Here is an 11168-nt window from a genome sequence, read left to right as displayed (position 1 = left end):
TTCGCGGGCAAGCCCCGCACCTACAGGGAGCGCCGAACCTGTCGGAGCGAGGCTTGCCCGCGAAGGCAATCTCAAATTCAACCCATCAACCGCGCCGTACCAAACAAACTGACCCGACTCAATTCCCCGTCTGTTTCCTCCAACAAAATCGGCGCCGTCCCACCGGGCATCACCACCTTCACCTCACCCGCCACCACCCAACCCACCCGCCACGCCGCACACGCTACCGCACTCGCACTGGTACCGGACGACGCCGTCGGCCCTTCCCCACGTTCAAACACCCGAGCAGCAATTCGCCCCGCTGACTCGCGCATCGCCCATTGCAAATTAACCCCCGCCGGGCACGGTCGCCCTGCCCCGGTCGGCATCGCGTAGGCAATGCGCGTCAACCCTTCGGACAATCGCGCTTCGCGCATCTGCTCATTGGCCGGCAATGCCTCGGCATCGTCCACAAGCGTTACGCAATGCGGATTGCCGACCCGCACGAACTGGCTGCGGGACCAGGCGGGATCCAGCGCCGACAACGATTGAACGTGGCTGAGCCCACGACCGTTGAATGCCACATCGGTCACCCCTTGAGCACTGACCGCCTCGGGCCCGAACGCCGGTTTGCCCAGATCCAGCCAGAAACCCTGCACACCCTCGACTTGCGCACTGTTCACCAATGTTTCACCAGGCGAAGGCGTGTCGGCCTTGTCGTGATGAACCCTGAGCACACACGCCGCGTTTTCCGGAAACAGACCTTGGTCGCTGAGCGCCTGGGAGAAAATCGTCAGCCCGTTGCCACTGCGCTCGGCCAGGGTGCCGTCGGTATTGACGATCAACAGATCGAACGGCGGCGACGCTTGAAACGGTCCGACCAGCAGACCGTCGCAGCGATGGTCCTTGCTGCCGGGCGGTTGCGTGCCCGGCGCCCAGGCACAGAACGCTTCGATGGCCGACACTGCCCAGGTCGTGCGGGTTTGCGCCGCCAGACTGGCCTGTTCAGGTAAATCGATCCCTCCGCGGCGCACTGCATCCGGCGCCACTACCGCGTAGATATTGCCTCTAGCATCGTAGAACGGCGTCATGGCGCCTCCCGTGTAAACATCACAGGCGTGCAACATATCGCGAAACCGCGACGGGCTGTGCAAGGATGTCACCCTGCCTGACCGCGAAACCGTCCGGACGCTGATCGAACCTCATGGGTGAGTCACTGTCCCTTGGGGACGCGACGTTTTTTGCCAAGGATCGATATGACCAACCTCAACACGCCCACCACTTTCGTGCCCGGACGCCTGGAACAGATGTCCACGCGCATTGCCTTTTTCATCGCCGGTTTCGGGATTGCCGCGTGGGCGCCGCTGGTGCCTTACGCCAAGGCCCGGGCCGGGCTGGATGAAGGCACCCTCGGCTTGCTGCTGTTGTGCCTGGGGGTGGGCTCGATTCTGGCGATGCCGATGGCAGGGCTGCTGGCCACGCGTTTCGGCTGCCGGCGCGTGCTGACGGGCGGTACGTTGTTGATCTGTGTGGCGCTGCCGCTGTTGGCGACGGTGTCCTCGATCCCGGCGCTGATTGCGGCCTTGTTCATGTTCGGCGCGGGCCTCGGCACGGTGGATTCGACGGTGAACCTGCAAGCGGTGATCGTCGAGCGCGCCAGCGGCAAAACCATGATGTCGGGTTTCCACGGACTGTTCAGCCTCGGCGGGATTGTCGGGGCGGCGGGCGTCAGTGCCCTGCTCGGCTTCGGGGTTTCTCCGTTGGGAGCGATGCTGGTGGTGATCGTGCTGCTGCTGATCGCACTGTGCAAAGCCGCGCCGCACTTGCTGCCGTATGGCAGCGAAAGTTCCGGGCCGGCCTTTGCCATTCCCCACGGCATCGTGCTGTTTATCGGCGGGATGTGTTTCATCGTGTTCCTTGCCGAGGGCGCGGCACTGGACTGGAGCGCGGTGTTCCTGGCGCAGGAACGCGGGATCGACACGGCCTATGCGGGATTGGGTTATGCGGCGTTTGCGCTGACCATGACGGCCGGGCGGTTGACCGGTGACAAGATCGTCCGGCGCCTAGGCGCGACACGGGTGATCGTGTTCGGTGGGCTGACGGCCGCTACCGGCCTGTTTCTGGCGACGTTTGCACCGAGCTGGGAGATGGCGCTGGTGGGTTATGCACTGCTGGGCGCGGGCTGCTCGAATATCGTGCCGGTGCTGTACACCGCCGTGGGCAAGCAGACGGTCATGCCTGAAAGCATTGCCGTGCCGGCGATTACGACGCTGGGTTACGCGGGGATTCTGGCGGGGCCGGCGGTGATCGGATTCATCGCCCACGGCAGCAGTTTGAGTTTTGCCTTTGGGCTGATGGCGGTGTTGCTGGTGGCGGTTGCCATTGGCGGGAAGGTGTTGAAGGCCTGAAAAGCATCGCCGGCAAGCCAGCTCCTACAGGTTTCATGTCATTCACAGAATTTGTGCATGACGCAAAACCTTGTAGGAGCCGGCTTGCCGGCGATGAGGTCAACGCGGTCTATCAGAACCCAACGCTGGCCTGCACGAAGAACGTGCGCGGTGCGCCGACGTACATGCCCGAGTTGTTGTCGCTGGAGCGGGTGAAGTACTGCTTGTCGAAGATGTTTTTCACCCCGGCGCCGACTTTCAGGTTGGACAGTTGCGCGCCGAAGTCATAACCGCCCCGCACGTTCCAGGTGACGTAACCGGGAATGTCGCCGTACTGACCGTCGGCAGTGCCTTCGGTGATGTAGTTGTTGGTGAAGCTGCCGTTGGAGTTCACGGCAACGCCCGGCGAACGTTGTTTGGACTGGGCAAACGCATCGACGTTGTAGGTCCAGCGGTCGATGTCATAACGCAAGCCGGCAGTCGCGACCTGGCGCGAATAGAACGGCAGGTCACGGCCCTTGAAGCCCGGAATCTCCCCTTCATACACGGCACGTGTGTAGGTGAAACCGGCGTTGGCGCTCAGGCCGTCGAGCCGTGGGTCCAGTGCCGCCATGTCGTAATGCACCGATGCTTCAACGCCTTGGTGCGTGGTTGCGCCGAGGTTGGTCCAGCCCGCATCGTTGCTGATGTACTGCAACTCTTTATCGAAGTCGATGTAGAACAGCGTCACTTCGCCGCCCCACACATCATCGTTGTAGCGCGTGCCGAGCTCGTAGGTCTTGGCTTTTTCCGGCTCCAGACCGTTGGCGGTGCTGTCACCCGTACCGCCCTGGCCGAGCTGGAAATACTGCAGGCTGCCGAACGAAGTCTCGTAGTTGGCGAACAGTTTCCAGGCATCGGAAATGTGATACATCACACTCAAGGCCGGCAGCGGCTCGTTGCTTTCGATGCTGCGGTTCTTCTCTGTCACACGCTTGCCATCGGCATCTCGTACGGGGCGCTCATGCCAGTCGGTGCTGATGTGCTCGAAACGGATGCCGGGGGTAATCGTCCAGTTGCCGACGTCGATCTTGTCGTCGAGGTAAACGGAGTTGGCTTCCGTGCCGCCGGTGCGGTCCTGGTACACATGGCCGTCCGAGGCCTTGGTCACGACGGGCTCGTTGCTCTTGTTCAGCTCCAGACGGGTCGCCTGTTCGTGCATGCCTTCCTTGAGGTAGCGATAACCGACGCTGACTTCCTGGGTGGTCGGGCCCACGTCGAACACATGAGACACCCGCGGTTCGATACCGAAGGTGTAATAGGTCCGCGGGAACGAGCCGATAGTCTTCTGATCGCGGGCGGCGATGTTGCTGCCACGGAAGCTGTCGGAGTAGTACGTCAGCACTTCTGCCTGGGTACGGTCATCGATCTGCCGCGCCCACTTGAACGAGACGTCTTTGCGGCGCCCGCTGAAGTTGTCGTTGTTGCGGTCGGACTGAAACGGATTGGCGTCGTACTGTGCCTGAGTCAGGCCGCCGGGCATGTCGGCACTGGCGTCGTAGTAATGCAGGTTGAGGCTGAAGTCGTCGACATCGGTCGGCGCCCAGTGGGTCTTGAGCAGCACGTCGTCGATGTCGTTGCCGTTGTTGCGCTCACGGTAACCGTTGCCGTTCACGCCCGAGTACAACAGCGCCACGCCCATGCCGTTGTCCGCCGTACCGCCGGCAAACGCCGTGTCGATGTGCTTCCAGCCACCGTGCTTGGAAGTTTCCAGGGTGGTGCCGATTTCGGCGGAAGCTTTTTCCGGGATTGCGCGGGTCACGAAGTTGATCACACCGCCAACGTTTTGCGGCCCGTAGCGCACGGAACCGGCACCGCGCACCACGTCGATGCTGTCGAGGTTACCCGAGGAAATCGGAGCCATGGACAGCTGCGGCTGGCCATACGGCGCGAACGCGGCCGGTACGCCGTCGATCAGCACGGTGGAGCGTGGCGACAGGCGCGAAGTCAGGCCGCGTACGCCGACGTTCAGGGAGATATCGCTGCCGCCAGTGCCGTTGGCTTCTTGCACTTGCACGCCGGGCACGCGCTTCAACACGTCGCCGACGTTCATCGCGCCTTGCTCGACCATGGCTTCGCGGCGAATCACCGTGCGAGCGCCAGGGTGGTTCTGCACCACGGCGGCATCGGCGTCACCGAGCCAGTCACCGACGACCTTGATGTCAGTCACGCCCAGTTCCAGCGGGCCATTGGCGGCTGAAGTCGGCGATGGAGCCGGCGTCAGGGTCACCGAACCTTCGTCAATCTGATACTCGAGACCGCTGCCCTGCAGCAATTGGCGCAAGGCCTGCTCCGGCGAAAGGTTGCCATCCACCGCCGGGGCCTGTTTGCCGGCGACCAGTTCAGGACTGAAAAAAACCTGCAACGAGGTTTGCTGACCGAGCTCGCTCAGCGCCTGGCCCAAGGGTTGCGCCGGGATGTGAATGGCATCGGCGGCAAAGGCCTGGGGCAGCGCAGCGTTGACCGCCAGCGCAAGGGCCAGCGGCAACCAAAGGGAGTTGTTGTTTTTAGCGGTGGTTTTTTTCACGTCGAACGTAGTCCTGTGGATCGCAAGAGTGTGCGCCTGTTAATGCAAACCAGTTGCAGTTGGACAGGAAGACGATCAACTCGAAAAAAACCTGAATTTATTTTGAAATTATTTCCTGACTGCCGTCATCGAGGGTGCGCACAGCCACCGGCAAGATGGTCGGCAAGGCCTTGAGCAGCGCGTCGGTGTTGTCGGATTTGAACACGCTGGTCAGGCGCAGATTGCCCACTGTGTCGTTGCCGACGGTGAGTGGCTTGTCCCGATAACGCGACACTTCCTCGGCCACTTCGGCCAGGCTGGCGTTGTTGAACACCAGTTTGCCGTTGCGCCAGGCCGTCAGTTCCGCAGGGTTTACCGCATAGGCCGCGGCCACTTTGCCCTGGGCATCAATGCGCGTGCCGAGGCCAGCGGTAAGGTTGACGAACTCATTGTCCGCCGCGCCGTGCCCCTGAACCCTGACCGTGCCCTGCTCCACCACGACCCGGGTGTCACGAGCGCCGCGACGCACATCGAAGCGCGTGCCGGTGACCGTGACCTTGCCGCTGCCCGCCTCGACCACGAATGGCCGATCGCTGTCATGGGCGACGCTGAACATCGCCTCGCCTTGCGTCAACTCGATGCCGCGCTGACCTTTTTCAAAGCGCACCTGAAGACGGCTGCGGCTGTTCAGGTCGATCACCGAACCGTCCGGCAGCGCCACCTGGCGACGCTCGCCCATGGTCGTCGAATACTCGGCGGTGTATGGCGCCGGTTGATTCAAACTGCTGAACAGGCCCATGCCCAGCGCCACAGCCACCACACTGGCCGCCACCGCATAACGCACCAGCGGCCGACGTTTGCTGCGTGCCGGCGGGGTTTCGCACAAGGCTTGCAGTCGCGCACGCGGCACCAGGTCGGCGGCTGTCCACAGGCCCTGAAGCAACTGAAATTCGTCGCGGTGCTGAGGGTGCTCGTTCAGCCAGTGCTCGAAACGCTGGCGCTCTTCGACGTCAATGGCCGGCTCCTGCAAACGCACAAACCACTGCGCCGCCTCATCGCGAACCGTCGTTTGCCCGCACGCGCAATCACGAGTATCCATCATGGAAGTTCCTGTTTGGCTGGGGATGAGAGTGCACGGCCAATCATGGTTGCAAACCGTCGAGGCGGTCGCGCAGATGCCGCAGGGTGCGGATCATATACTTTTCCACCATGTTCTTGGACAGTCCCAGGCGTTCGGCGATTTCAGCCTGGGTCAGCCCTTCGATCTTCTGCCAAACAAAAACCTTGCGACAGTTGACCGGCAACTCGGTGAGCGCCCGTTCAATGGAATCAGCCAACTGGATCGCATGCATGAAATGCTCCGGGTCGCCGGACGACGACACACTGTGATCAACCGCCTCCGACTCCATGGCGCCCCGCCGATCCTCACGCCGATAACCATCCACCGCGATGTTGCGCGCAGTCTGGTGCAAATACGCCCGGGGCTGCTGCACCGCCGCCGAATCGGACTCAAGCACCCGCACAAAGGTATCGTGGGCCAGATCCTCAGCCTGCTGACGATTTCTCAGGCGACGGGTCCAGGTGCCAACCAACTCTTCGTAATGCTCGAAAAAGCCGTGTCTGCGGGGCAACTTGGGGGTCATTGCGGTGTGCTGTGATGACGGGGCGTGAATAGTAATGCTTCCTATTAACCGGAAGCAATGGATTCCAGACAGCCGACTCGCCACCACTCGTCAACGAGAAAAGTTGATTTAGGCACACAGCCAAAGGATTCTGGCAGGCATCCAAAAGAAGCCAGCCACAAGCTGTAGCAAAGTGCAGTCATGCCAGTCACCGGCGTTCGTCCAGGAATTCAGACATGTTCACCTCCTTTGCCTCACTGAAAAGAAAACCCCTCGCCCGCCTCGCGCTGGCCATCAGCCTTGGCACGCTTGGCCTGCCTTACTGGGCGGGCACCGCTCAGGCCCATGGCGGGCACGCCGAGATGGTGCCGCTGCAAGCGGGCCTTGAGGAGTTTGGGGCCACGGTGAAATGGGACGACTACGCCGACCTGTTCGTGATTGCCAAGGACGGCGTTTATCTCAAGGTCAAACCGGGCAGCAAGGTTGCCATGCTCAACGGCAAACGGATGGAGCTGAGTGTGCCGGTGGTGTTCAAGGGCAAGACCGCTTTCATGTCCAAGGACTTCATCAATCAGGTGTTCCAGTCCGGCCTGGACAAGACCTTTGTCGTCGAGACGCGCCCTAACCCGCTCAACCCGCTGAGCGCGGATGAGATCAAGACCGCTGTCGAGATCATCAAGCAATCGGAGCACTACAAACCGGGTTTCCGCTTCACGGAAGTTTCGGTCAACGAACCACCGAAGGATCAGGTGTGGAATTTCGTCTACAGCGGGCAAAACGTCGCCCAACCGCGCCAGGCCAACATTGTGGTGCTCGACGGCAAGCATGTGGTTGAAGGCCTGGTCGATCTCGACAGCAAGACGCTCAAATCGTGGAAGCCGATCGAAGGCGCCCACGGCATGGTCCTGCTGGATGACTTCGCGACGGTGCAATCGGCGATTGAAGCGAGCCCCGAGTATGCGCAGGCGCTGACCAAACGCGGTATCAGCGATGTGAAGAAGGTGGTGGCCACGCCGTTGACGGTCGGTTACTTCGACGGCAAGGACGGGCTGGCGCAGGACAAGCGTCTGCTGAAAATCGTCAGCTATCTGAATACCGGTGACGGCAACTACTGGGCGCACCCGATCGAGGGGCTGGTGGCGATTGTCGATCTGGAGCAGAAGAAACTGATCAAGATCGAAGACGACGCGGTCATTCCGGTGCCGATGAAATCGACGCCGTACGACGGACGCGGGCGTAAGGGCACGTCGGTCAAGCCGCTGGAGATCATCGAGCCCGAAGGCAAAAACTACACCATCTCCGGCAACAGCATTCACTGGCAGAACTGGGACTTCCACGTTCGCCTCGACTCGCGGGTCGGCCCGATCCTGTCCACCGTCACTTATGACGACAAGGGCAAGAAACGCAAAATCATGTACGAAGGCTCGCTGGGCGGCATGATCGTGCCTTATGGCGATCCGGATGGCGGCTGGTACTTCAAGGCCTATCTCGACTCGGGCGATTACGGCATGGGCACGCTGACCTCGCCGATTGCGCGCGGTAAAGATGCTCCGGAAAACGCCGTGCTGCTGGACGCGACCATTGCCGACTACACCGGCGCCCCGACTTCGATTCCCCGCGCCATGGCGGTGTTCGAGCGCTACGCCGGCCCGGAATACAAACACCAGGAAATGGGCCAGCCCAACCTCAGCACCGAGCGTCGCGAACTGGTGGTGCGCTGGATCAGCACCGTCGGCAACTACGACTACATTTTCGACTGGGTCTTCCAGCAAAACGGCACCATTGGCATCGATGCCGGCGCCACCGGTATCGAAGCGGTCAAGGGCGTGAAATCGAAAACCATGCACGAAGCCACGGCCAAGGAAGACACGCGTTACGGCACGCTGCTGGACCACAACATCGTCGGCACCACGCACCAGCACATCTACAACTTCCGCCTGGACATGGACGTGGACGGTGAGAACAACTCGCTGGTGGAAGTGAACCCGGTGGTTGCCCCGAACGACCGTGGCGGACCGCGCACCAGCACGATGCAGACCGAAACCAAAGTCGTCGGCACCGAGCAGCAAGCCGCGCAGAAATTCGACCCGTCGACTGTTCGCCTGCTGACCAATACCAGCAAGGAAAACAAAGTCGGCAACCCGGTTTCCTATCAGCTGATTCCGTACGCCGGCGGTACGCACCCGGTGGCCAAGGGTGCCAATTTCGGCAAGGACGAATGGCTCTATCACCGCCTGAGCTTCATGGACAAACAGCTGTGGGTGACCCGCTACAACCCGGAAGAAAAGTACCCGGAAGGCAAATACCCGAACCGCTCGGACAAGGATGCGGGGCTTGGGCAGTTCACCCACGACAACCAGTCCATCGAAAACAGCGATGACGTGGTCTGGCTGACCACCGGCACCACGCACATCGCCCGTGCGGAGGAATGGCCGATCATGCCGACCGAGTGGGTGCATGTGCTGTTGAAGCCGTGGAATTTCTTTGATGAAACGCCGACGCTGAACCTCAACGTGCCGCAGTAATACGGCACACCCCCTGTAGGAGCCGGCTTGCTGGCGATAGCGGTGTGTCAGTCGAGATTAATGTTTCTGACACACCGCCATCGCCAGCAAGCCGGCTCCTACAGGGGGTAATGTGTTTTCAAGGGGACGGTCAGGCGTGTTTTTTGCGGTACTCACCGGGCGAAATGCCGAAGCGCGATTTGAACGCGGTGGAAAAGTAGCTCGAATCGGAAAAGCCCCACGAATACCCCAGCACCGACAACTTCTGCTCGGTACGTGTTTGGCGCAGGGACTCCGCGCACAAATCCAGCCGCCGATTCTTGATGTACCGCGCCACCACCAATCCTTTCTTGGCAAACATCCGGTACAAACCACGCGTCGACATTCCCACCTCGCGCGCCAGCCATTCGGGGCAGAGGTCTTCCGAGCGGATGTGCTCATCGATGAAACCCAGGGTCTTGCGAAAGAGGCGCTCATGCACGTCCGCGCATGCTTCGCTGTGACTGATGGCCGGACGCAGCAGGCTGACAATCGCCTCCAGCGTCGCTTCGCTTTCTGCCCGGCTCAGGCATTGCTGGTGCGTGGCGTCCAGAATCAAACGGTGCGAGAGCATCGCGATGGGGGATGTCGCGGCGATCCGGTGCCCGCACTGGACCTGATTGAAGCGCAGGGTTTGCTCGACCAGTTGCGACGGCAGAATCAATGACAACTGCCGGGAGTTTTCACTGTAGGTAAAGTCGCTGGGGCGCGAGGCGTCGATCAGCGTGATATCCCCGGCCGACAGCAACACCTTGCTGTCGCCCTGAGCCATGCCGGCGCTGCCATCGAGCTGAAACACCGCAAAGTATTTACCGTCCTCGCCCGCCGCCACTTCGTGAGGCGTGCGGTACAGCCGTGCCTGGCGGGCATCGACAAAACTGAGCTTCAGCGCGCCGTCCTGGTGCTCGCGGATCTGTCCGGCAAACTCATCACCCAGGGGTTGCGCATTGAAGGCGCCACAGATCTGGTTGATCTGATGAATCCACTGGTCGAAGCCATCACGGCGCTGTGCAATTGAAGAAATCATGTCGGGCCTCACGCAGGCTTGTTTTTATTATCTACGCCAATCCACGGGTTCTCCTGAACAGTGCCGCTCCTACGGAAACAGACGGGTTACTTAAGCCCGCCAAAGCGCCGATAAAAGCTTTCGCCCACGTCCGGCAACGGACCATCGGCGGTTTCCAGTGCATTGTTCAACCACTCTTCGGCCTTGGCGTAGATCAGCCGGTAAATGTTGCGGCACAACTGGCGGGCGGCGCGTCCTTCCCAATCGCCGGGCAACAACTCGTCCGGCAATTGCGGGTCACGCAGCAGCAGTTTGCGGTACTCGTGAATAAGCAGGACCCGTGCCAGGAAGCAGTCCGACGGTTGCAGGTTTTCCTGCTCGCGAAGCGCTTGCCAGAGCGGTCGGAACAGTTGGATGAACTCGCTGTAATGGGCCGCCAGCTCCTCGATGTTCCAGCTCTCGCGCACCTGCAAACGCAGGGCCTTTGAGGCAAGCACGTCTTGTGCGGTGGTTTCGAAGACGATGGTGTCTTCCTGGGCACCCAGGTCGAGCAAGGTCGCGTTGACATCCGCCCGATCACTGCGCGGGCAGGCCAGCACGGCGGGCGAGATCGCACCAAAACCTTGCCACTCCAGTTCTTCGCGCACTTGTTTGCGCTTGTCTTGGGTCAGTTGCGTGAGCATCACCAGGCACCACGAACCGTCCCAGGCCGGAACGGTGGAGCTGTAGACCCGCTTGAAGGCTTTGTCGAAACGCCGACGGCCGGCGCCGGTCAGGCTGTAGTAGCTGCGACGCCCGACTTTTTCGGCGGTCAGCCAGCCTTCCTTGGTCAGGCGAAAAATCGAGGTGCGGATCAGCCGTTCGTTGATGCCGATGGGCTCGAGCAACTGAATCAGGCTGCCCAGCCACACCGTGCCGCCGTGGGGTTCGATGGCATCCCCGTACAGCGTGATGATCAAGGAACTGGCGCGGATCGGCGTCTGTTCCTGGAAGCGGGTAATCAGATGGTTCAAGGGTGTCAGGGACGACATGGGCGTACCGAGCTGAAAAAAGAAAAGGAATATACCGAATTTCCTTTGTAGGAGC

At 61.1% G+C, this 11168-nt stretch carries 8 protein-coding genes; 2 read left to right on the top strand and 6 right to left on the bottom strand.

All coding sequences use genetic code 11. The features are described 5' to 3' along the window. Positions 1 to 77: 77 nt before the first annotated feature. Positions 78 to 1070 carry a diaminopimelate epimerase gene (locus tag ACM6IO_RS25535; RefSeq protein ID WP_414912470.1) on the bottom strand — a complete coding sequence of 331 codons (993 nt, stop codon included), beginning with the start codon at positions 1068 to 1070 and terminating at the stop codon, positions 78 to 80. A gap of 165 nt (positions 1071 to 1235) precedes the next feature. On the opposite strand from ACM6IO_RS25535, the gene ACM6IO_RS25530 reads away from it, so the two are divergent. Further along, on the top strand, positions 1236 to 2387 hold the full coding sequence (locus ACM6IO_RS25530) for an MFS transporter (protein ID WP_192228911.1): 1152 nt from the start codon (positions 1236 to 1238) through the stop codon (positions 2385 to 2387). A gap of 112 nt (positions 2388 to 2499) precedes the next feature. Here ACM6IO_RS25530 and ACM6IO_RS25525 read toward each other — a convergent pair whose 3' ends face one another. The 3 genes from ACM6IO_RS25525 to ACM6IO_RS25515 form a co-directional block, all read right to left on the bottom strand. Further along, positions 2500 to 4932: a TonB-dependent siderophore receptor gene (locus ACM6IO_RS25525; protein WP_207286220.1), complete on the bottom strand. Its 2433-nt coding sequence runs from the start codon at positions 4930 to 4932 to the stop codon at positions 2500 to 2502. A gap of 97 nt (positions 4933 to 5029) precedes the next feature. After that, on the bottom strand, positions 5030 to 6013 hold the full coding sequence (locus ACM6IO_RS25520) for a FecR family protein (protein WP_414912469.1): 984 nt from the start codon (positions 6011 to 6013) through the stop codon (positions 5030 to 5032). A 40-nt stretch (positions 6014 to 6053) separates the two neighbouring features. Beyond that, positions 6054 to 6554, bottom strand: coding sequence for a sigma-70 family RNA polymerase sigma factor (locus tag ACM6IO_RS25515; protein WP_008025288.1), 501 nt, complete (start codon positions 6552 to 6554; stop codon positions 6054 to 6056). Positions 6555 to 6769: 215 nt separating this feature from the next. Between ACM6IO_RS25515 and tynA the strand changes: the two genes are divergently transcribed. Continuing rightward, positions 6770 to 9058, top strand: a complete 2289-nt coding sequence (tynA, locus tag ACM6IO_RS25510; RefSeq protein WP_192419796.1) for a primary-amine oxidase — start codon at positions 6770 to 6772, stop codon at positions 9056 to 9058. A gap of 130 nt (positions 9059 to 9188) precedes the next feature. Here tynA and feaR read toward each other — a convergent pair whose 3' ends face one another. Beyond that, positions 9189 to 10103: a transcriptional regulator FeaR gene (gene feaR, locus ACM6IO_RS25505; RefSeq protein ID WP_192228907.1), complete on the bottom strand. Its 915-nt coding sequence runs from the start codon at positions 10101 to 10103 to the stop codon at positions 9189 to 9191. Positions 10104 to 10189: 86 nt separating this feature from the next. After that, complete coding sequence (gene paaX, locus ACM6IO_RS25500) at positions 10190 to 11113, bottom strand: phenylacetic acid degradation operon negative regulatory protein PaaX (RefSeq protein ID WP_008038300.1); 924 nt, start codon at positions 11111 to 11113, stop codon at positions 10190 to 10192. Positions 11114 to 11168: the final 55 nt, after the last annotated feature.

It is taken from the genome of Pseudomonas sp. IT-P44 (assembly GCF_949768225.1).
In the GTDB taxonomy this organism is placed as follows: domain Bacteria; phylum Pseudomonadota; class Gammaproteobacteria; order Pseudomonadales; family Pseudomonadaceae; genus Aquipseudomonas; species Aquipseudomonas migulae.
The sequence above is the reverse complement of the archived record's forward strand: the minus strand, read 5'-3'. Positions and strand labels throughout refer to the sequence as shown.

Bases quoted from the DNA above. Each gene is read 5' to 3' on its own strand.
- ACM6IO_RS25515 (WP_008025288.1), bottom strand. From the start codon at position 6,554: ATGACCCCCAAGTTGCCCCGCAGACACGGCTTTTTCGAGCATTACGAA.
- tynA (WP_192419796.1), top strand. From the start codon at position 6,770: ATGTTCACCTCCTTTGCCTCACTGAAAAGAAAACCCCTCGCCCGCCTC.
- ACM6IO_RS25520 (WP_414912469.1), bottom strand. From the start codon at position 6,013: ATGATGGATACTCGTGATTGCGCGTGCGGGCAAACGACGGTTCGCGAT.
- feaR (WP_192228907.1), bottom strand. From the start codon at position 10,103: ATGATTTCTTCAATTGCACAGCGCCGTGATGGCTTCGACCAGTGGATT.
- ACM6IO_RS25530 (WP_192228911.1), top strand. From the start codon at position 1,236: ATGACCAACCTCAACACGCCCACCACTTTCGTGCCCGGACGCCTGGAA.
- ACM6IO_RS25535 (WP_414912470.1), bottom strand. From the start codon at position 1,070: ATGACGCCGTTCTACGATGCTAGAGGCAATATCTACGCGGTAGTGGCG.
- paaX (WP_008038300.1), bottom strand. From the start codon at position 11,113: ATGTCGTCCCTGACACCCTTGAACCATCTGATTACCCGCTTCCAGGAA.